A 21336-nucleotide genomic window follows, 5' to 3' on the forward strand; every position below is an offset into this window, starting at 1 on the left:
CATTGTGACATTTATTTAAAATTGAATAGGTAATAGGAGCAATTTAAATGGAAAATAAATCTTCTTTTCGTTTTCTTTGGATCGGACAATCCCTTGCCAATTGTGGTGATGTTTTTTATATTGTGGCTTTAATTACGATACTATATCAAGCGACGGGATCGGCCTTATATTTGGCTGCGGTCCCGTTTTTAATGACATTGTCTCGCTTTACAAGTGGGGCAGTGGCCCCTGTACTTTTAGATCGTTTTTCACTTAAAGGGCTCTTGCTGTATGCTCAACTGGGGAAAACTTTGGCTTTGCTCGGTCTTGTCATCATAACGTGGAGCGATCTCTCAGGAATGATGATCGGTCTCACTTTTTTGTTTGTAACCTGCGTTGCTTTTTTAGACGGATGGGCAAGTCCAGCACGAAATGCCCTCATTCCCCAATTGATTCCGCCTAACCAGCTGGTGAAAGCGAATAGTTTTTTAGCGATCATCGATCAAAGTATTCGCTTAGGCGCTTGGCCGATTGGTGGGATGCTGGTTGCCTTCTTAGATGCAAAATTTTTACTGTGGTTTACTGTGGTATTGTTTGTACTGGCTACTATTTTCATGACTTTCATCGATAAGCATGTAAAAGTAGAACCCCAAAAACCTAAGACAAGTAAATGGCATTCATTAAAAGAAGGTTGGACAGTGATCTGGTCGACGCCCTTCCTACGTATTTTTAGTATGGTCGAATGTATCGAAGCGATTGCCGGAGTTGTATGGATTGCTGCAATACTTTTTGTTTATATTGAAGAAGTGTTACAAGCAAGTGAACAGTGGTGGGGCTATATCAATGCGAGTTTCTTTGCTGGACTGATGCTAGGTGGTTTGATCAGCTTGTGGTTGTCTGATCGAATCAACCAGCACCTTTTACGATTTATTATCGTGGGTGCAGGGGTCGTGGCTGTCCTCACACTGGGATTTGGCTTGATTACCAATCCATGGTTTGCACTTTTGCTATCTTTTTTCATCGGGTTTATCATGCAAATCAAAGATATTTCACAGCAGACGCTGATTCAAACCCGTACGCAACAAGAAGTATTACCCAAAGTGTATGCAGCCAATGAAACGATTTTAGCTGGAGCTTTCGGTTTTTCTTCATTGCTGTTTGGTTATGTGACCGATTTATGTGGTGTACGTATCACTTTCTGTTTAGCGGCTTCTTTACTATTCGTCACGACAATGCTCTTATTCCGTAATCGTCACATCATCCACTCATCGACCGTATAAACGGTGGATGAGTGGAAAAATTTTTTGAAGGAGATTACAATGTGAACGCGAATTAGAATGTCGTAAAGGAATATGCTTACACGTTTAATAAACTGAATATTATAGATACAATTCAGTTCACAGAGAAGGAGAAGGAAACGTACACATGTTGCGTAAAAAAACGGGCGTACAGAGACTTAATCAGTATGCGGAAAGCTATGATGATTATGCGGCTATTTTTTGTAAAATGGCGCATCGGTTACTACTAGCTACAGAAAGACAGGATATTAAACCCCTGCGTATTTTAGATATTGGCTGTGGAACAGGATATACGACTCAGCTCCTCATCGATCGCTATCCAGAAGCTGATGTCGTGGGTATTGATCTATCACCAGGCATGTTACGTGTTGCTGAAGAGAAAATACTTTCGTCAGCTCCCTTAACCTTTATTTGCGCAGATGTAGAACGTTTTGATTTGTCCGTTCTAGGGCAGTTTGACCTCATTGTTTCAAGTGGTGTGTTACATTGGCTACTAGATATTCAAGTGGCTGTGAATAAATGGATTAAGCTACTCACATCTGGAGGATGGCTCATGGTCAATACATTTGGAAGTGAGACCCTTCATGAATTGCATAAAACCTATTTATCCATGGAACAACAAATGAAAATTAAACCGACGCGGCATGGGTGTACGTTTCCAACTAGCAAAGCGTGGCATGCTTTATTTAAAAAAGCCAATCTTATTCAGACTGAGGTGCATGAATGCTGGTATCGTGCAGAATATACAGATTGTCAGGACCTTCTGCAAACGATAAAATGCTGTGGTGAAAGTTTTAGTGAAAATGGTACCGGACTATTTACGCAATGCCGGTTGTTACAAGCGGTCCAAAGAAAATATAATGAGGCATACACATCAAATTCCGGTGTGTATACCACTTATCATATGATGCAAATGATCGGATGTAAGCCTTAGGTTTTAGAAGCAATAGAAGCGGGAAGTAAATTCACAATACATAGTATGAGGAGTGGGAAGATGTTTAAGTCGTTGTTAGCGTCGCTTGGTGTCGGCAGTGCAAAGATTGATTTGGTTTTGTCTCATAATCGTATTCAAATGGGAGAACAAGTAACGGGAAAAATTGTGCTGACGGGTGGAGAAGTGGAACAGTCGATCGATGAACTCTCGGTTACTTTTTCATTGGCATCCTCTTATCGTACAGATGATCTGGATATTCCTGTTCATGAGAAAATAGCACATATTCCTATATTCTCTAAGCCATTCCAAATCGATGCTGGAGAGGTAAAAGAATTTCCATTTTCATTTGTTTGCCCCAATCTCATACCAGTTTCTTCTTTGAATACACGCTACTATTTCAAAACGGATCTTGAAATTAATAAAGGCATCGATGCTGAAGATCGTGACTTTGTTGATATTATACCAGCAGATGGACTGTTGAAAAATTTCTTAGATGGATTTAAACAACTCGGTTTTGTGCATCATATAGAAGGCTATAACGGTGAACGCTTAGGTGGATGGCAAATGATTCATTTCCGCCCCACATCTTGGCTGAGTGGTGAGTTTGATGAAATTTTCTTTATGTATCAACCTAAACACACCTTAAACGGTGTAAGTGGGCGCTTTGAATTAGATAAAAAAACCAGCGGTATTTTCGGAAAAATCGCAGATGAATTAGATTTAGATGAAAAAAAAGGACGGTTCTATTTTGATCAAGCAGACTTAGCCACCGTTGATCAAGCTGCATCGACGATTCGCAGTTTTATCGAGAAACATGCGGAAGGATTATATGGTAGATGATGGTGAGGGCCTTTATAGGCCTTTTTATTTTGAGTGAAGCGATCGCCCTGTAAAAGAATTTCCAAATTTATCAATAAACATACTGGCTTTGTGGTATATTGAGGGAGGAATGAAATTGTATAAGGGGGCGAGCCTATGCAAGGTTGGATTATATATAAAGAAAGTAAAGTGAATCTAAAGCCAGAACGTTATGAAATTAATTGCTTATTAGAGGAAGCGGAGCAACAAGGAATCGATTTGAAAGTTATCGAACCGAGTCAAGTAGACTTAATCGTGACTCGTGAAGATCGTAAAAGTATCTATGTAGATGGCGAGCCCGTCTCACTCCCTGATTTCGTGCTCCCGCGTATGGGTGCGGGTACCACTTATTTCGCACTGGCAGTTATTCGACATCTGGAGCGCTTAGGTGTCCCTTGTATCAACAGCTCACTCAGCATTGAAACGGTAAAAGATAAACTATATACCCATCAAATCTTGGCCGAACGTAATTTACCAGTGCCTAAGACGATGCTTGCGAAGTTTCCGCTAAATGTGGACTTAATTGAAAAGCAAATCGGATTTCCAATTGTCGTAAAAACCTTATCTGGCTCACAGGGAAAAGGTGTTTTTCTATCGGAAAATAGGAACCACTTCGATGATTTGATGCAACTCGTTGAAACCACTAACCCGAACTTTAACATCATCTTGCAAGAGTTTGTTAAAACCAGTTTTGGTCGTGACTTACGCGTATTTGTAATTGGAGGCCGTGTGGTTGGGTGTATGGAGAGAAATGCCGCAGATGATGGTTTCAAAGCAAATTTCTCATCAGGTGGGGAAACACGCGCATTTGAAGCGACACCTGAAATAGAGTGGCTAGCTACAGAAGCTACGCGCATATTGGGACTTGATATTGCAGGAGTAGACTTATTATTTGATGACAATCATTTCAAAATTTGTGAAGTGAATTCATCGCCAGGATTCGAAGGTCTTCAAGCTGCTTGTGACGTTAATATCCCAAAAGAAACCTTCCACTATTTAAAGACACGCTTTGGTTTATTTCCAGAACGAACCGTGAAAATAGATTAACTTTTGCAAAAAGGACCGATTCAAAAAATCGCTGAAAAATATTCTCCTCACTTAGCATGCAAAGCGAACGCGTTGCAATCAAGGCTAAAATTCCGGGGAATCAGGTGGAGTACCTCCCTTCAAAGATTAATCGCGTCTTTAAACCGCCCGATCAGAATATATCATGTGAAAGTAAGAAGATCCCCCGATGCCGAACAATTGGGGGATCTAGCGTTTTCAATATTATATTGAAGGGTTCATATGAATTAGACAATCTCCCCCTCATTACTTAATAGTGCCATGAGTAAGGATTTCTGTACATGTAGGCGATTTTCAGCTTGTTGAAAGACGACGGACTGTTTTCCTTCTATGACATCGGCACTTACTTCAAGGCCACGATAGGCGGGAAGGCAGTGCATAAAAAGAGCGTCAGGGTTTGCAAGATCCATGACTTTTTGATTGACGGTGAATCCAGCAAAATCCAATTTACGTTTTGCTTTTTCCGATTCTTGCCCCATACTTGCCCACACATCCGTATAAATGGCATCGGCCTCATAAGCTGCTTGCAGAGGAGATGAATAAACTTCTAACTTACTTCCTGTGAATTTTGCAATTTTTAGTGCTTGTTGATAGATGGTATTATCTGGACTGTATTGTCGTGGAGTGGCAAATCGCAGGTGCATTCCCATTAATGCAGCACCGATTAAAAGAGAATGCAGGACATTATTCCCATCTCCAATATACGTTAGGGTGACTTGCGTTAAATCTCCCTTCAACTCTTGTAAGGTCATTAAATCTGCTAATGCTTGACATGGATGATACAAATGGGTTAAGCCGTTGATTACAGGGATTGAAGCGTGTTCAGCAAAAGTTTGCAGAATGTCATCCTGATCGGTACGGATTACAAGGGCATCTACATATTGGGATAATGTTTTAGCTGTATCGGCAATGGTTTCACCTCTCCCTAACTGAGAAGCTTCTCGTGTCAGTGTAATGGTAGAACCACCTAATTGTGTCATCCCAACAGTAAAAGAGACACGGGTACGAGTGGACGCTTTATCAAACAATAATGCGAGATTTTTCCCTTTAAGAGAGGTGCGATGTATGCCTTTCTTATGTTCTTCTTTTAATTGTAGCGCCAATTGAAGTAATTTCTTGACCTCAGTAGCGTTGAAATCACTCAATTTAAGAAAATCTTTACCTTTCATACTGTTATAAGGGCTTATTATTTGATTCTGGACAGTTGACATCTCTTTCACTCCTTCATTTAAATCGAGAATACTTCGTCGATCCATGTTGTGGCTGTTTCTAATTCTTTACTGGTTACAATTAAGGGGGGTAGTAATCGTAGCACGTGATTACCGGCAGGTAATGCGACCATTCCTTTTTGTAATAAAGCTTGGATAAATGGCTGTACGGGCTCGTTTAACTCAACCGCGATCATCAGTCCAAGATGACGAATTGCATGGATCGATCTGTGGTGTTTTAACCTCTTCTTCAATAATTGAGCAAAGTGATCTCCTTTAATGGTTATATGGTTGCCTATGATAAGAGGAGATAAAGCCGATAGCACTGCATTTACGACAGCCATTGCTAAATGATTTCCGCCAAACGTTGTACCGTGTGTTCCTGGACCGAATACATGATGTAGGTGTGATCTTGCCATCATTGCACCAACTGGGAAGCCGTTCCCTAAGCCTTTAGCAAGTGTGACAATATCGGGCGTAATGCCATAGTGCTGAAAGCAAAACCACTTTCCGGTTCTCCCCATCCCGGTTTGAACTTCATCCACGATAAGTAAAATACGATTTTCCCTACACCAAGCAGACAGTGCTTTCACAAAATTGGGATCAGCAATTCTTACACCACCTTCGCCTTGAACCAATTCGAGCATGATGGCTGCAGTATCATCATGAGTAAACTGTTTCACTGCTTCCATGTTCATCGTTGGAATCGTTTTAAAGCCACTTGGCAAAGGTGCATATCCTGTCTTCACCTTTTCTTGTCCGGTAGCTGTCAAGGTGGCAAGTGTTCGTCCGTGAAAAGAGTTTTGGAAGGTTAAAATCTCAGGATTTGCTATTCCTTTCTCTTCCGCAGCCCATTTCCGTGCTAATTTAATAGCGGCTTCATTTGACTCAGCACCGCTATTCGTAAAAAAAACGGAGTCTAAACCACTAATTTGACTAAGTTGTTGAGCCACATTTAGTTGTAGTTGATTCATATAGATATTAGAAACAGACCATAACTGACTGGCTTGCTGGTTTAATGCATCAATGACTTCAGGATGACAATGTCCTAAATTGGTAACCCCAATACTTGAAGCGAAATCAAGATACTGATTGCCAAGTGTATCGTAAAGTTTACTTCCTACTCCTTTTGTGAAGGATACATCGTATTGTTGATAGGTGTTAAAAAGAGACATTGATTTCCTCCTCCTCTTGTATCATACACGTCCCTTTATCTAATTTTTGGCTTTCATCAGGGAGTGGATTTTCAAGTCCTCCGTTTACAATGTGGATCGTGTTGACCCCGTTCATTAAAGCTTGTACACCTGCTTGTACTTTAGGGATCATACCACCATGAATGATCTTTTCTTGTTGTAATTGTTTAATTTGAAGCGGTGTAATCTGTTTGATAGGATGTTTGCCGTGCGAGTCAGTGGTGTATATCCCATCCGTATTACTAATAAAAATGAGTTGATCAGCTTGTAGGGCAACAGCTAGACGCATGGCTGCCTCATCTGCATTAATATTGTAGTGTTGTCCTTCAGAATCAACTCCAATTGAAGCAATGATCGGTACCCAATTTTGATTCATTAATGTGATTAATGCAGACCGATTTACCTGATTGATTTCACCAGTAAAGCCAAGCTCAGATGATATGGGATTCGCTTGCAAGATAGCTAAATCAACACCAGATAAACCAATGCAGGCGATGCCATTTAAGTGGAATTGAGTGACAGTATCCTTATTTACAGATCCTGCTAAGACCATCTTGGCCACTGGTAGGGTATGCGCATCGGTTATCCGACGACCATCTACAAATTGAGAAGAAATTTGAAGTCTACGCAAGGTTTCGGTGAGGTTGGGGCCGCCACCATGTACCACGATGATTTGCTTTCCTTGATGAATAAAGTGCTGAATCTGACTATAAAAAGTGGGATGTAAGTTGGAAAGGACACTGCCGCCTAATTTAAGGACGATGATTTTTGACATGTTCTCCACCTTCTTTTAAGTGCGATAATTGGCATTAATCTTGATATATTCATAAGTTAAATCGCATCCCCAAGCTGTTGCTTGTTCCTTACCCAAATGGAGATCGACATCGATCGGAATGGTTTCTTGTGTCAAAAGGTGTGCAACTTGTTTTTTTATGAAGGGCAAGGGTTGACCCTCTTTTACCAGGGGGATATCCCCAATTTTAATTTCTACACGATCTGGGACGACATTTTTATCGCCATAACCAATTGCACACATGATCCGCCCCCAATTGGCATCAGCTCCAAATATAGCCGTTTTGACTAAATTGGATGAGATGATTGCTTTACTGATTTGACGAGCCATAAGAAGAGAATGGGCATTGCGAACGGTAGCGACAATTAAACGCGAAGCACCTTCACCATCACGTGCAATTTTCTTGGCTAATTCACGACAAACATAGGTAAATGCGTCTACAAATAAATGCCAGTCTTTATGCTGTGGTGTGAGCGAGGTATTATTGGCTAATCCACTCGCCATAGCGATCACCGTGTCATTCGTACTACTATCACCATCCACTGTGATCATATTAAAGGTCTCTTCTGTAGCCTTCCACAGCAAAGATTGTAAAACAACGGATTCGATCTTGATATCAGAAGTGATAAAACCGAGCATGGTAGCCATATTGGGGTTGATCATACCAGATCCTTTTGCTACACCTGAAATTTTAATGTGTTGGTCATCTATGCTTAATTCCACTTGTACCTTTTTCACAAGCGTATCCGTGGTCAGTATAGCTTCTGCAAAGTCTTCATTTTTTGTTTTTTGTTTGTGTTGAAGGCCCAGTTCATGGATCCCGCTCTGGATGCGATCCATAGGCAAAGATTCTCCGATGATCCCGGTTGAACAAACGCCTACATAATGGTCAGGAACACGAAGCTGGGTAGCCATATCCGCTCTCATTTGGTAAGCATCTGCTAATCCTTTTTTACCTGTACAAGCATTAGCATTCCCACTATTTACAAGTACAGCTTGTAAAATGCCCTCTTTCTCCATGCTTTCCTCTGTAACTTTTAAAGGCGCTGCTCGAAAAGCGTTCGTGGTGTAAACAGCCGCAGCTTGAGCGGGTACAGTGCATGTGATCATACCTAAATCTTTTCTTTTTCGTTTTATGCCACAGTGCACCCCAGTAGCATAAAATCCTTTTGGTGCATCTATGCGGGCATCTTTTATCACTTGAAATTGGTTTGTATTCATCGCTTCCCACTCCTTAAGATGTCAACAAGTTACGGGTATAAGGGCATGAAATGGAGACCACATTCTTCTTTCCAACCCATTCGGATATTGATATTTTGAATGGCTTGAGATGCAGCTCCCTTCATTAAATTATCAATTGCAGCGAACAAAATAATGCGATGGGTTCGATCATCCTTAAAAAAACCGATATCACAGTAATTACTTCCGTGTACCTCTTTCGTTGTAGGGTATTCATGGCTTCGAATGCGGACAAAAGGAGCGTGTCTATAAGCATCATGATACAATTCGACCAGATCTTGATCGGTTAGTGGAAGAAGTGGTGTGACATAAATCGTAACCAAAATTCCACGATTCATCGGTACAAGGTGAGGTACAAATTGAACGCGTATTTCTTCCTTTGCAAGCTTAGCACCAATCTGCTCAATTTCGGGTATATGTTGGTGATATAAGGCTTTATAAGCACGTAAGTTTTCATTGCTTTCACTAAATTGAAAGGGCTGTAAGACTTTTCGTCCTGCACCCGAGATGCCCGATTTAGCATCAATGAAGATATCGGTCGTCGAAATCGCTTGCTGATTTAAAAGCGGTGCTAGTGCCAATAAAGATGCTGTAGGGAAGCACCCGGGATTAGAAATGAAAGGGCTACGCTGTATGGATTCTCGAAACCACTCGCTCAACCCATATACGGCAGGCTGGATGTTGATGCGTTGTGGAGCCGGTAATTGGTACCATTTCTCATATGTCGAGGACGATTCTAAGCGAAAATCACCTGATAAATCGACTACATATTTGCCAGCTTGAACAAAGGATTGTGCCCACTTTCCACTAATACCAGGTGGAGTAGCAAAAAAGATCAGATCAACTCGTTTTACGATTTCTGTATGTTCAAATGCTTCAAATGTCAACGGATAATGAGATAGATGCTTGTAAACGGTATGGAGTGAACGACCTACATGTTGAGAAGAAATGATCATTTCTAATTCAAGGTTTGGATGATGCATAATCAAACGAATGAGTTCGGCACCTGCATAACCAGAAGCACCAATGATTGCTACTTTCAATTCTGTCACTCCCTATCCTTGATGCTGTTCATGAACCCAATCGGTCCATTGCTGAATGCGGGTCTTGGCATGGGCAATGTTATTTTTTCTTACTTCAAATGCCGTCCCACCTTCACATGTCCGTGTTTCAATCATTTGTTCGAGTGATAAATCATGATAGATATCTGCGTTAATTTGTGGACAAGCCTCCTGAAGTTCATTTAATGGAACATCTATCAGATTTCGATTTTTTTCAATACAATCTAAAACAAGTTTCCCCACAATGGCATGGGCTTCACGAAAAGGAATGCCTTTACGTACGAGATAATCAGCTAAGTCAGTAGCGTTTAAAAATCCAGTTTCAGCATTTTGTTTCATTTTCTCTGCATGTACTTCTAGGGTGTCTAATAACGGTGTCAGAATGGTGAGTACTTGCTCCAATGTAGACACGGTATCAAAAACCCCTTCCTTATCTTCTTGTAAGTCTTTGTTATAAGTTAGTGGGAGCGCTTTTAAAGTAGTAAGCAGAGCGGTCAGGTGACCAAATACACGGCCTGTCTTCCCACGGATTAACTCGGGTATATCTGGGTTTTTCTTTTGTGGCATCATGCTACTACCTGTGCAAAAAGCGTCATCCAAGGTAATATATTTAAACTCGTCACTGGACCAAAGAATAAGCTCTTCTGCCAATCGCGATAGATGTACCATAATGAGAGACCCGTTTGCTAATAGTTCTACTAAATAATCGCGATCGCTGACTGCATCCATACTATTTTCATATAATCGATCAAAACCAAGGGATTGTGCTACTTGGTTGCGATCGATTGGAAATGTTGTTCCGGCGATAGCCCCGGCTCCTAGTGGACAAGTATTCGTGCGCTTATAACTGTCAACAAGTCGTTCTACATCACGTTCTAACATGGCTACATAAGCGAGAAGATGGTGTGCAAAAGGGACCGGTTGGGCGCGTTGCAAATGCGTATAGCCAGGCATGATTACGGTTTGATATTTTTCGGCCAACGAAATTAACGTACTTTGTAATTGGAGAATGAGCGCTACAAGTGTTACGGTATGCTTGCGTGTATATAAATGCATGTCTAATGCGACTTGATCATTTCTACTTCGTGCAGTGTGCAATTTTCCAGCAACTGGACCAATTCTTTGCGTAAGTAAAGCTTCGATATTCATGTGAATATCTTCATACTGCGTTTGAAATGTGACTTCCCCGTTCTGAATGCTTGTCCAAACCTCGTAGAGGCCATTGATGATTTGATCTGCTTCTTGTGCAGGAATGATGCCACATGTAGCCAGCATTTTGGTATGGGCAATACTGCCAGTAATATCTTCCGCTACTAAAACATGGTCATAAGAGATGGATGCTTGAAAATCTTCCACTAAATGATTAAGTTCTTTTTTAAATCTACCATTCCACGCTTTCATTTAGAGGCTCCTTTCTTTGATGGACATCGGCATATATTTTGGTGGATAAACCCCAGAGCTCAATAAAACCAGCAGCAGCTTGATGATCAAATTGATCATGAGTGGAATAGGTTGCCAATGCTTCGTGATATAGGGAGTATGGAGACATTCGACCTGTAACCGTGCAATGTCCCTTCCATAATTTTAAGCGTACTTTTCCAGTAACATATTTTTGGGTTTCATCGATGAACTGATCAAATGCTTTTTTTAATGGAGAGTGCCATAAACCGTCGTATATTAAGTCTGCCCACTTTTGTTCAACCAGTGGTTTAAATTGTGCTACCTCACGTGCTTGTGTTAGAAACTCCAGCTCCCTATGTGCTTGTATTAAGGTAAGGGCTCCAGGTGCTTCATAAACCTCGCGAGATTTTATCCCAACGAGCCGATTTTCAACATGATCAATTCTACCTACCCCATGTTGGCCCGCCAACTCATTTAATCTAGAGATCATATCGACTAGAGGCATTTCCTGCTTATTTAAATGAGTAGGTATCCCTTTCTGAAAAGCGATTTCGATTTCCACTGCTTCATCTGGCGTTTGATCAAGCGGTTGAGTCCATGCAAAAGAATCTTCGGGTGGGGACTGCCATGGATCTTCAAGTACACCACATTCACAACTTCTACCCCATAAGTTTTGATCAATGCTATAGGGGTTTTCAAGATCGATGGGAATCGGAATTTTCTTTTGTTGTGCGTATAAGATTTCTTCATCTCTTGACATTCCCCAGTCTCTGACTGGTGCGATCACTTTCATAGTGGGATCTATGGCTTTAATTGCTAGTTCAAAACGAACTTGATCATTCCCTTTTCCTGTACAGCCATGTGCAATGGTTTTTATCCCTTCCGCTTTAGCAATATCCATAAGGATTTCTGAAATCAAAGGCCGTGATAAAGCAGATTGTAGCGGATACTTCCCTTCATATAGAGCATTTGCTTTTAATGCTGGGACCAGAAATTCATGTGCAAAACGATATTTAGCATCTACGACAATGGATTTAATGGCTCCAACTTGTAAAGCTTTTGCTTTAACTTGAGACAGATCTTTGCCTTCTCCTACATCAACCGCTACGGCAACTACCTCATAGTGATATTTTTCTTGTAACCACTTGATTGCAACGGACGTATCTAATCCCCCTGAATATGCTAATAGGACTTTTTCTTTCATTGTGAAACCCTCCCGATTAAATAAATATCAATTTGTATGTATAATTATACATCGTAAAGAGGATTAAGCAATGGTTTATTTGGATAGAAATAATGTTCTATAATTCTTGCTAAACGGATAATTATAGCAAGTGTAGTGGAGTCAACATGTTATAAAGTCATGCATACAAATAGTTAGGAAGTTCAACGATAAGTGTTGGGTGTATCGAATTGATCATAGATGAATATATATACAATTGATTGTTTGTAATCCCGAATAGTTTCAGATGGGTGTGAAACGGTACAGTCATTTGAGCCTACAAAGGCTATGAAATCACATATTCGTATGAATCCATATCAGGGTTAATTTGTATTTTAAATCGACCCTCAGTAAATGGATGGTTCATTTTATTTAGTAGGGTACAGTCGATTAGCTCCATCATTTTAGATGAAAATCATTTGTTATATAACATATAGCTGTTTTTGAAGGGGGGGTGAATCGTGTTCTAATGCCATATTGTAAAGGGAAATCAAAGATAGAATCTGTATCACGGCAAAGCATATTTCAATTTCACAACAGAAAAAAACAAAAACCTATTGTTATAGTACAGTGTTCTGTGTTACTATAATTTCGAAAGTATTCATCTGTTATATAATAATACGACCCATTATGTGGGGAGGTTAAAGTTTTGGAGAAACTTAAAGGTATTGAGCTAACTGGAACCATGCAGACTGGTTATGATGAAATACTTACGGATGAAGCGATTCAGTTTGTAGCTGACATCGTACGTGAATTTTCGGAAACAAGAGATAAATTATTGGAACGCCGTGTGAAGCGTCAAGCAGAAATCGATAGTGGGAAAATGCCAGACTTTTTACCAGAAACGAAAGAAATTCGTGAAGAAGATTGGACGATTGCACCACTTCCTGAAGACTTACTGGATCGTCGTGTAGAGATCACGGGTCCTGCTGGCGATCGCAAGATGGTGATTAATGCTTTCAATTCAGGTGCTAAGATGTTTATGGCTGATTTCGAAGACTCCAATTCACCAACATGGGAAAACTCGATTCAAGGTCAGATCAACTTACGTGATGCGAATAAGCGTACCATTCGTTTTGAAAACGATAAGGGTAAGGTATATGAATTAAAAGAGCAAACTGCTGTATTAATCGTACGCCCTCGTGGTTGGCACTTGGAAGAGAAGCATATGCTGGTTGATGGTAAACCAGTACCAGCAGGTTTGTTTGATTTCGGGTTATACTTCTTTCACAATGTGAAAACGTTACTTGCAAACCGAACAGGTCCGTACTTCTACTTGCCTAAAATGGAGAGTCACCTCGAAGCGAGATTGTGGAATGCAGTTTTTGTTTTCGCACAAGAAAAGTTAAATATTCCACAAGGGACGATAAAAGCAACCGTCTTGATCGAAACCATTATGGCTTCCTTTGAGATGCATGAAATTTTATATGAATTAAGAGACCATTCTGCTGGTTTAAATTGTGGTAGATGGGATTATATCTTTAGTTACATTAAACGATTGAAAAAGAATGAGGAAATCATATTACCAGATCGTCAACTGGTTACGATGACAGTTCCTTTTATGCGAGCATATACACAATTAACCATTCAAACTTGTCATAAACGGAATGCACCAGCTATCGGTGGAATGGCTGCTCAGATTCCAATTCGAAATGATGAGGAGAAAAATCAAGCCGCAATTGATAAGGTGCGACAAGATAAAGAGATTGAAGCTCAAAACGGACATGATGGGACATGGGTCGCACATCCGGGGCTTGTACCTGTGGCAATGGAAGTATTTGACCGTCTGATGCCGACTTCAAATCAGATCGATCGTAAACGTGAAGATGTTCAGGTAAGTGCAGCCGACTTGATCGCAGTACCGCAAGGAGAAATCACGGAACAAGGGTTACGCACGAATGTACGTGTGGGAATTTTATACATGGAAGCCTGGTTGCGTGGGTTTGGTGCTGTTGCCATTGATCATTTGATGGAAGATGCAGCCACTGCTGAAATCTCTCGTGCTCAGATTTGGCAATGGATTCGTCATCCCAAAGGGATTCTAGCAGATGGCAGAAAAGTAGATATTCCTTTATTTGAAACCATCAAAGATGAGGAATTAACTAAAATTAAAGCAGAAATCGGAACTGAACAATTTGAAAATGGCAAGTTTACAGAAGCGGTTGCTTTATTTGAAGAATTGATATTGCAAGATGAATTCGAAGAGTTTTTAACTGTACCTGGTTATAACCAATTATAAAAAATGCACATAGATCAGAGAGGAAGATAACGGATGAGTGAAGCACAAACATTAAAAACAGCATGGGAACAAGAAGAACGTTGGAATGGGATTAAACGTGATTACACCGCAGAAGATGTACTCAAATTAAGAGGTTCTCTAAAGATTGAATACACACTTGCACAAAAAGGTGCGGAGCGTTTGTGGAAGCTAATGCATGAAGACCCATTTGTACGTGCACTCGGAGCTTTAACCGGTAATCAAGCCGTACAGCAAGTAAAAGCAGGTCTTAAAGCGATCTATCTGAGCGGATGGCAAGTAGCAGCTGATGCTAACTTATCAGGACATATGTATCCCGATCAAAGCTTATACCCAGCAAACAGTGTACCTCAAGTTGTAAAACGTATTAACCAAGCGCTACAACGTGCTGATCAAATTGAGCATACTGAAGGGAATAAAACGAGAGAATGGTTTGCTCCTATCGTTGCAGATGCTGAAGCAGGCTTTGGTGGTCCTCTTAACGTATTTGAACTGATGAAAGGGATGATCGAAGCAGGTGCTGCTGGTGTGCACTTTGAGGATCAATTGGCATCTGAGAAGAAATGTGGTCACCTGGGTGGAAAAGTATTAATCCCTACAGCTCAAGCGGTGCGTAACTTAATTTCTGCTCGTTTAGCAGCAGATGTGCTTGGTGTTCCAACTGTGTTGATTGCGCGTACGGACGCAAATGCTGCTGAACTAATCACCAGTGATGTAGATTCTCGCGACTCAGAATTCCTAACAGGAGAGCGTACCCCTGAAGGATTCTTCCGTATTCGTAGCGGGCTGCAAACTGCAATCGCACGTGGCTTGGCATATGCACCATACGCGGACTTAATCTGGTGTGAAACGTCTGAACCTAACTTAGAAGAGGCACGTCAATTTGCTGAAGCGATTCATGCGAAATTCCCAGGGAAGCTCTTGGCTTATAACTGCTCCCCATCCTTTAACTGGAAGAAAAAATTGGATGATGAAACCATTGCGAAATTCCAAGAAGAACTCGGAAAAATGGGTTACAAATTCCAATTCGTAACATTGGCAGGATTCCATGCGCTCAACCACAGCATGTTCCAACTTGCAAAAGGTTATGGTGAGCGTGGCATGGCAGCTTACTCTGAACTACAACAAGCAGAATTCGGTGCTGAGAAAGAGGGCTACACAGCTACACGTCATCAGCGTGAAGTAGGAACAGGTTACTTTGACCAAGTTTCCATGGTCGTATCTGGTGGAACTTCTTCTACCACAGCACTTAGTGGTTCCACTGAAGAAGAGCAATTCTCCAAGTAAGTATAACTTTTTATAGGAAAGGACACTCAACACTAAGAGTGTTCTTTCTTTTTATCTTTTGGATTCCCCGAAGTTTTAGCCTGAGCTGAAATGCGTTCACTTCTTATCCAACAAAGCTCGTGATACAATGATAATAGAAAAGAAGTTGACGAGAGGAGGGATCTGTAGATTGAATCCGATTCAAGTGGGTTTATGTGGATGGGGAGATCATGACTTGTATGAAAGAGGAACGGTATCCAAGCAAAAATTGGCGGTTTATGCTGGACACTTTCCTGTCGTAGAAGTGGATAGTACGTATCATGCGATCGCACCAGCGGCACGGATAGAGGCTTGGTGTAATGAGACACCAGACGATTTTCGCTTTGTCGTAAAAGCATATCGTGAGTTGACAGGACATGGACGCTTAGAACATGCGCCTGAAAGATCTTGGCAACAACTCGTAGCAGAAACGATTGCCTCTTTGGAACCGATGCGCAAGGCAGGTAAACTATCAGCCGTGTTGTTCCAATTTCCACCATGGTATGATTGTAACCTAAAGCACGTAAACTATATTCGGAAAATACGGCAGGCATTTATGGATTTTACATTAGCGATTGAATTTCGACATCAGTCTTGGTTTATGCCACAGTATCAAGATAGGACGATTCATTTTTTGCAAGAAAATCAATTGATACATGTCATTTGTGATGAACCACAAGCGGGCCTAACTTCCGTACCCTTTATACCCGTTATCACGCATCCGGAACAAGTGATTGTACGATTTCATGGACGCAATGTTGCAGGGTGGAATAACACCGGTCAGCCTAATTGGCGAGATGTTCGTTATGCCTATCGCTATAGTCAAGCCGAAATTGATGCTTTGGCACATGAGATGAAACAACTTGTAAAAGCTACAAAACAACTTACGCTTCTTTTTAATAACAATTCACAAGGAGATGCACAAGAAAGTGCGCGATTAATGATTGATACACTGGGGATTCGGTTTACAGGACTTGCACCCAAACAACTTACTTTTTTCTAATTCGAAGAAAAGAAGGCTTATATGATGTGGATGATCGGGATATTATTATTTTTAATTGGTTTGATTGCAGGTACAGTAGGTAGTCTAGCTGGACTAGGTGGAGGAGTTATTATTGTCCCCTCGATTTTGTTCCTGTCTGAAGTCTCATATGGAATTGGTGATCTAACGCCAGCAGTGGCAGTGGGGACCTCATTATTTTTAATTATTTTAACAGCACTAGCCTCTACCGTTAGTTTTTCTAAGCAAAAACGTGTAGACTATAAAAGTGGTTGGATTTTTTTCTTAGCGTGTGCGCCGGGTACCATAGTGGGAGCCTATCTCACCAAGCTGTTTGAAGTGGATACGTATTTGATTTTATTTGGATTACTTATGGTATTTGTATCTATCGTATTATCGATAAAAGAACGCGGGATGAACTTTCGTCTCAAGGCTACAGTTAAGCGAGTTTTGCAAGACGGATCTGGGAATACGTATGAATATGGATATCATCAGGTTTTTGCTATTGTTTTTTCTTTTATTGTGGGGATGATATCTGGTATGTTTGGAATAGGTGGAGGCTCATTACTTGTGCCAATGATGGTCTTGCTGTTTACCTTTCCACCTCATGTCGCTACAGCTACCTCGATGTTTGTCATTTTATTATCAGCTGGTGTGGGAAGTGTAGCCCATATTGTACAGGGAAATGTAGACTGGATGTTAGTTGCCTTTTTGGCACCAGGATCTTGGCTGGGAGGAAAACTAGGCGCATGGATTTCCGCTCGATTGAGTAGTAAAGCACTGCTAAACTTTTTTCGGATTGTCATTCTATTACTTGCTGTAAGGATGATTGCAGATGGCTTGCATTTGATCTAGGGAGGAATTTCATGGATAAGGTTGTCTCAATTCATCTTTTACATACAAACGATATACATAGCCATTTTGATCGCTTAGGTTCACTTTATCAAAATGTTAGATCCTTACAGCGATCGATCGATGAGAGAGAAGAGCCGCATCTCCTACTAGATATTGGAGACCATATCGATCGAGAACGGCTGGAAACGGAAGGGACGCATGGGAAAGTAAACCGTGCAGTTTTAGATCGATTTGGATATGATTTGATTACATTCGGAAACAATGAACTTTTGACAGTATCAAAAGCACAATTAAACGAATTATATCAAGAAGCGCCATTCAGCGTAATTAGTACGAACATAACCGAAGTAAATACGCAGATGAGACCAAATTGGTTGTATGAGGAACAAATCTATACGTTGAACGCTATCAAAATTGGTTTTTTGGCGGTTACGATCCCTTATGAAGAGGTATATGAATTAATGGGATGGAAATTAGGGGATCCACTTACAATATTACAAAAAAAGGTAGCTTCTTTTCGCAAACAGGTAGATATCGTCATTTTGCTTTCCCATCTAGGGCTACAAAATGATGATCAATTAGCTACACATATTCCTGAAATTGATGTGATTATAGGTGCACATACACACCATCTTCTCACTCAAGCTAAGCGTGTAGGGAACACCTATATGACAGCTGCCGGAAAATTTGCAGAACACTTGGGACATATCGAATTACAAGTTTGTCCGCAGACAAGGAAATTGGTACATGTAAATGCAGCGGTGATTGCTACCTCCTCAGACCCAAAAGCAGAACCGGAAATAGATGCGATTTTATCACACTATAAGTATGAAGCGGAAAAAACGCTAGCGGAGCCGGTCTGTACTTTAAGTCATAAAATGGAGATCTCATGGGAACGTGAATCACCACTTGGAAATGCATTAGTGGATGGTATTCGTGATTGGGTCGGAACGGATATTGCACTCGTAAATAGTGGCCAAATTTTAAATGGACTAAAGGAAGGGCAGATTACGAGGAAAGATTTACATGCGATTTGCCCACATCCGATTCATCTGGTCAAAGTAGCGCTTAAAGGTCAAGATATAAGACAAGCACTTGAAGAGTCTTTACTTGAAGCATTTTATGGCAAAAAAATCAAAGGTTATGGTTTTAGAGGGGATGTATTGGGACAGCTTTGTGTGGCGGGACTGCAGGTGGTCTACCAACCGGACGCATCTGCGTATCAAAAAATAAAACGTATTTATGTGGGACAAGCGCTATTAAAAGATGATAAAATTTATGAAGTTGCTACGATTGATATGCTTACTTTTGGAGTGGGATTTACCTCTATTCAAAAGGGTGCCATCATAAAGAAATTTCTTCCAGGTTTTTTACGAGAGGTATTGGCCCAGCATTTACAGAACAATAAAAAACAAGTGGTTCGTTTTGATAAACGGTATGTCATTGAACACCCTGGAAATATGCGGTAACCGCGTGCCGTTAGTCGTAAATAAACAGATACTTAGTTAAAATAAAGATAAGGGAGGTTACCGAATGAGCTTTGTAGATGAAGTATACTCACTATACCGTGACCAACTAAGCGATGATGAAGAAGATGCGGTTGCGATTGTGCTCAGTATTTTAGAAGAGCAATCGAAAGAGAATATTTTACAGCTGATACAAGAAATGAATGATGATGAGATCATGCAAATGCTAGGTGTTTATCTAGTAGAAATGTTAAAGATGAAAATGATACAAGATGGTAAGCTTCCGCAGATCAAATCATCAAATGTGCCACCCGGAATTCACTAACACCTTTTTCTGTCCTGTAACATAGGCTATCAATGTCTAATTGGATAGGAGGAATATCTGATGATAAATCTTTCCCCGATTGAGGTTGATGGTCATACTGTGCTAGGTGTTGAGGTGAAGTTACCCAAAACAACACTGCTCGTCATTACGACTGATAAGGGTTATATCATGTGTGGAGCGCTTGATGTAAAGCTCCTGAATGAACACCTATCGGATCGTGAAATAGTGGCAGCTCGTGCATTAGGTGTTAGAAGTCTCGAACAGCTATTATCCGCTCCTTTAGAGTCGGTCACGTATACAGCAGAAGAAATGGGAATTTATGCAGGAATGCCTGGCAAAGAGGCTATCCTGAAAATGATAGAATCATGAAGCAAATAGCCTCGGGGTTAACCTGAGGCTATTTGTTTTTCCATATCAGTAGGCAATTGAGAGCGGAAATGTAAGTGCGCATGCGTTAAGGGGTGGGTAAAAAGAAGCTCTGTAGCGTGTAAAGCTTGTCTCTTCATCGTATGCGTATCACCCTGATAAAGGCGATCGCCCAATAAAGGTGCACCCATATGGGCAAAATGGACACGAATCTGGTGCGTTCGCCCAGTAGCTAGTTCAATTTCTACAAGCGTATGTGTAGGAGCTTGAGCGATCGTTCGGTAATGCGTCATCGCGGGTTGGCCCGATGGGGTTACCCTTCGTTTAGTGGGATGGAAGGGATCGCGCCCAATGGGATCGTTAAGTACCCCCTCGCTAGGAGAGATTAAACCGCCTACTAGCGCTTGATAAATACGTCTGATCTGTTTTTCTCGTAATTGCCGGTCGAGTAGTTGATGCATGTAGGCATTTTTGGCAATTAATATCAGCCCTGATGTGTGGCGGTCTAGACGATGTACAGGACGTACGACTCCAGTTACACCGGCTTGCTGCCAGTGGTATAAAATACCGTGTGTCAAAGTCTTTTGATCGCTTTCTTTTACGGGATGCACCTGTATACCTGCAGGTTTGTCAATCACCATCAGATCCAAGTCTTCATAGATGATTGTAAAGGGTACAGGCTGTGGAATGAGCTCGGACTTCTCCACAGGGCGAATAGCGACTTCAAGTACATCGCCGGTCCGAACTTGTTTTTTTAGGAAAGGGACTTTTCGGTTTAAGCGAATCCCCTTCATGCGTGTAAGTCGATTGCACATGCGATTTGAAATGAGTAGAGGGCCTTTCAGAACTTCTTCTAGCGTATGTTTATCCCAGTTTTCAGGGATCTGATAAGTAAGCCATTTGCTTGATTTTTTCATAATGAATCCTCAATATCATCTGTTTTTTCTTCAGTTTACCTGACAAAAATCATATAAATCAAGAGATACAATCATTTTATGCAACCCATCGATCAAATTAATCCATGCGCAGATTTCCATCATTTGCTCATCTGAATACCGTGCGCGGAGCTGTTCAATTCCTTTTGCTGTTATCAATTGCGGATTATCGCGATATTGTACGATAAAGTCAGCAAGAGGGAGTGAACTGTAATCCCCTTGTTCAAATTGCTGTATCAGTTCCTGATGAGTGGTGTCTAGGTGCACGTAAGATAAACTCATGCAACGGACACATCCGTTTTGGTGTGCGAGGAAAAGTCGAATCTGCTCTTTTAGCGTTTGCGAAACGATTGAACTGTTCCAAATTTGGTGATGAAGTGCGTTTATATGTGCTTTACTGTCAGGAATATAAGATAAAGCTTTTTCTAATTGGCTTTCTCCTACTTGATTTGTTAGATGAATACGTGGCATTTTTAACCCCTCCTTATTCCCTTATTTTATCGTGGATATTTTCAAATTTGCAGTTATGATTTTTATGTAATACAGTTAAAAACATAGCAATTGAAAAAAATTAAG

At 40.9% G+C, this 21336-nt stretch carries 20 protein-coding genes; 11 read left to right on the forward strand and 9 right to left on the reverse strand.

Annotated features, from left to right (window positions below):
- The first annotated feature begins 47 nt into the window (after window positions 1–47).
- From IC619_RS12640 to IC619_RS12655, 4 genes are all read left to right on the forward strand, one after another.
- Window positions 48–1259 carry an MFS transporter gene (locus tag IC619_RS12640; protein ID WP_191140461.1) on the forward strand — a complete coding sequence of 404 codons (1212 nt, stop codon included), beginning with the start codon at window positions 48–50 and terminating at the stop codon, window positions 1257–1259.
- A gap of 145 nt (window positions 1260–1404) precedes the next feature.
- Window positions 1405–2211 (forward strand): methyltransferase, encoded by an 807-nt coding sequence (locus tag IC619_RS12645; RefSeq protein WP_191140460.1) that lies wholly within the window; start codon window positions 1405–1407, stop codon window positions 2209–2211.
- Between the two features lie 60 nt (window positions 2212–2271).
- The gene (locus IC619_RS12650) at window positions 2272–3051 is read left to right on the forward strand and encodes a sporulation protein (protein WP_191140459.1); all 780 of its coding nucleotides are present in this window, start codon (window positions 2272–2274) and stop codon (window positions 3049–3051) included.
- A 135-nt stretch (window positions 3052–3186) separates the two neighbouring features.
- A complete protein-coding gene (locus IC619_RS12655; RefSeq protein ID WP_191140458.1) occupies window positions 3187–4116 on the forward strand; it encodes an ATP-grasp domain-containing protein in 930 nt (309 codons plus the stop codon).
- Window positions 4117–4361: 245 nt separating this feature from the next.
- Here IC619_RS12655 and argF read toward each other — a convergent pair whose 3' ends face one another.
- From argF to IC619_RS12690, 7 genes are read right to left on the reverse strand one after another with little or no spacing between them, the layout of a single operon-like run.
- On the reverse strand, window positions 4362–5345 hold the full coding sequence (gene argF / locus IC619_RS12660; protein ID WP_191140457.1) for an ornithine carbamoyltransferase: 984 nt from the start codon (window positions 5343–5345) through the stop codon (window positions 4362–4364).
- Window positions 5346–5362: 17 nt separating this feature from the next.
- Complete coding sequence (locus IC619_RS12665) at window positions 5363–6517, reverse strand: aspartate aminotransferase family protein (protein ID WP_191140456.1); 1155 nt, start codon at window positions 6515–6517, stop codon at window positions 5363–5365.
- Window positions 6504–7310: an acetylglutamate kinase gene (argB, locus tag IC619_RS12670; protein ID WP_191140455.1), complete on the reverse strand. Its 807-nt coding sequence runs from the start codon at window positions 7308–7310 to the stop codon at window positions 6504–6506. Before argB ends, IC619_RS12665 begins: the two co-directional genes overlap by 14 nt.
- Before the next feature lie 15 nt (window positions 7311–7325).
- On the reverse strand, window positions 7326–8549 hold the full coding sequence (argJ, locus tag IC619_RS12675) for a bifunctional glutamate N-acetyltransferase/amino-acid acetyltransferase ArgJ (protein ID WP_191140454.1): 1224 nt from the start codon (window positions 8547–8549) through the stop codon (window positions 7326–7328).
- A gap of 29 nt (window positions 8550–8578) precedes the next feature.
- On the reverse strand, window positions 8579–9619 hold the full coding sequence (gene argC / locus IC619_RS12680; RefSeq protein WP_191140453.1) for an N-acetyl-gamma-glutamyl-phosphate reductase: 1041 nt from the start codon (window positions 9617–9619) through the stop codon (window positions 8579–8581).
- Window positions 9620–9622: 3 nt separating this feature from the next.
- Window positions 9623–11029 (reverse strand): argininosuccinate lyase, encoded by a 1407-nt coding sequence (gene argH / locus IC619_RS12685; RefSeq protein ID WP_191140452.1) that lies wholly within the window; start codon window positions 11027–11029, stop codon window positions 9623–9625.
- Window positions 11010–12233 (reverse strand): argininosuccinate synthase, encoded by a 1224-nt coding sequence (locus IC619_RS12690; RefSeq protein WP_191140451.1) that lies wholly within the window; start codon window positions 12231–12233, stop codon window positions 11010–11012. Before IC619_RS12690 ends, argH begins: the two co-directional genes overlap by 20 nt.
- Before the next feature lie 667 nt (window positions 12234–12900).
- Here IC619_RS12690 and aceB point away from each other — a divergent pair.
- From aceB to IC619_RS12725, 7 genes are all read left to right on the forward strand, one after another.
- Window positions 12901–14490, forward strand: coding sequence for a malate synthase A (gene aceB, locus IC619_RS12695; protein WP_347239796.1), 1590 nt, complete (start codon window positions 12901–12903; stop codon window positions 14488–14490).
- A gap of 33 nt (window positions 14491–14523) precedes the next feature.
- The gene (gene aceA, locus IC619_RS12700; RefSeq protein ID WP_191140450.1) at window positions 14524–15795 is read left to right on the forward strand and encodes an isocitrate lyase; all 1272 of its coding nucleotides are present in this window, start codon (window positions 14524–14526) and stop codon (window positions 15793–15795) included.
- A gap of 169 nt (window positions 15796–15964) precedes the next feature.
- A complete protein-coding gene (locus tag IC619_RS12705; protein ID WP_224749666.1) occupies window positions 15965–16816 on the forward strand; it encodes a DUF72 domain-containing protein in 852 nt (283 codons plus the stop codon).
- Window positions 16817–16837: 21 nt separating this feature from the next.
- Window positions 16838–17668 (forward strand): sulfite exporter TauE/SafE family protein, encoded by an 831-nt coding sequence (locus IC619_RS12710; protein WP_249669856.1) that lies wholly within the window; start codon window positions 16838–16840, stop codon window positions 17666–17668.
- 11 nt (window positions 17669–17679) lie between these two features.
- The gene (locus IC619_RS12715) at window positions 17680–19137 is read left to right on the forward strand and encodes a bifunctional metallophosphatase/5'-nucleotidase (protein WP_191140448.1); all 1458 of its coding nucleotides are present in this window, start codon (window positions 17680–17682) and stop codon (window positions 19135–19137) included.
- Between the two features lie 64 nt (window positions 19138–19201).
- The gene (locus IC619_RS12720) at window positions 19202–19459 is read left to right on the forward strand and encodes a DUF6154 family protein (protein ID WP_191140447.1); all 258 of its coding nucleotides are present in this window, start codon (window positions 19202–19204) and stop codon (window positions 19457–19459) included.
- Window positions 19460–19519: 60 nt separating this feature from the next.
- Window positions 19520–19828, forward strand: coding sequence for a YunC family protein (locus tag IC619_RS12725; protein ID WP_191140446.1), 309 nt, complete (start codon window positions 19520–19522; stop codon window positions 19826–19828).
- 17 nt (window positions 19829–19845) lie between these two features.
- Here the strand turns inward: IC619_RS12725 and IC619_RS12730 are convergent, their stop codons facing one another.
- Both IC619_RS12730 and IC619_RS12735 read right to left on the reverse strand, forming a co-directional pair.
- Complete coding sequence (locus IC619_RS12730) at window positions 19846–20742, reverse strand: RluA family pseudouridine synthase (RefSeq protein WP_191140445.1); 897 nt, start codon at window positions 20740–20742, stop codon at window positions 19846–19848.
- Between the two features lie 30 nt (window positions 20743–20772).
- Complete coding sequence (locus IC619_RS12735; RefSeq protein ID WP_191140444.1) at window positions 20773–21231, reverse strand: carboxymuconolactone decarboxylase family protein; 459 nt, start codon at window positions 21229–21231, stop codon at window positions 20773–20775.
- Between the last annotated feature and the right edge of the window lie 105 nt (window positions 21232–21336).

This window comes from Polycladospora coralii (assembly GCF_014773435.2).
In the GTDB taxonomy this organism is placed as follows: Bacteria; Bacillota; Bacilli; order Thermoactinomycetales; family Thermoactinomycetaceae; genus Polycladospora; species Polycladospora coralii.

Coding starts and splice junctions, on each gene's coding strand:
- argH (WP_191140452.1), bottom strand. CDS start 11,029: ATGAAAGCGTGGAATGGTAGATTTAAAAAAGAACTTAATCATTTAGTG.
- IC619_RS12710 (WP_249669856.1), top strand. CDS start 16,838: ATGATGTGGATGATCGGGATATTATTATTTTTAATTGGTTTGATTGCA.
- IC619_RS12730 (WP_191140445.1), bottom strand. CDS start 20,742: ATGAAAAAATCAAGCAAATGGCTTACTTATCAGATCCCTGAAAACTGG.
- IC619_RS12715 (WP_191140448.1), top strand. CDS start 17,680: ATGGATAAGGTTGTCTCAATTCATCTTTTACATACAAACGATATACAT.
- IC619_RS12645 (WP_191140460.1), top strand. CDS start 1,405: ATGTTGCGTAAAAAAACGGGCGTACAGAGACTTAATCAGTATGCGGAA.
- IC619_RS12690 (WP_191140451.1), bottom strand. CDS start 12,233: ATGAAAGAAAAAGTCCTATTAGCATATTCAGGGGGATTAGATACGTCC.
- argB (WP_191140455.1), bottom strand. CDS start 7,310: ATGTCAAAAATCATCGTCCTTAAATTAGGCGGCAGTGTCCTTTCCAAC.
- IC619_RS12650 (WP_191140459.1), top strand. CDS start 2,272: ATGTTTAAGTCGTTGTTAGCGTCGCTTGGTGTCGGCAGTGCAAAGATT.
- IC619_RS12735 (WP_191140444.1), bottom strand. CDS start 21,231: ATGCCACGTATTCATCTAACAAATCAAGTAGGAGAAAGCCAATTAGAA.
- argF (WP_191140457.1), bottom strand. CDS start 5,345: ATGTCAACTGTCCAGAATCAAATAATAAGCCCTTATAACAGTATGAAA.
- IC619_RS12665 (WP_191140456.1), bottom strand. CDS start 6,517: ATGTCTCTTTTTAACACCTATCAACAATACGATGTATCCTTCACAAAA.
- argJ (WP_191140454.1), bottom strand. CDS start 8,549: ATGAATACAAACCAATTTCAAGTGATAAAAGATGCCCGCATAGATGCA.
- IC619_RS12725 (WP_191140446.1), top strand. CDS start 19,520: ATGATAAATCTTTCCCCGATTGAGGTTGATGGTCATACTGTGCTAGGT.
- IC619_RS12720 (WP_191140447.1), top strand. CDS start 19,202: ATGAGCTTTGTAGATGAAGTATACTCACTATACCGTGACCAACTAAGC.
- IC619_RS12655 (WP_191140458.1), top strand. CDS start 3,187: ATGCAAGGTTGGATTATATATAAAGAAAGTAAAGTGAATCTAAAGCCA.
- aceA (WP_191140450.1), top strand. CDS start 14,524: ATGAGTGAAGCACAAACATTAAAAACAGCATGGGAACAAGAAGAACGT.
- IC619_RS12640 (WP_191140461.1), top strand. CDS start 48: ATGGAAAATAAATCTTCTTTTCGTTTTCTTTGGATCGGACAATCCCTT.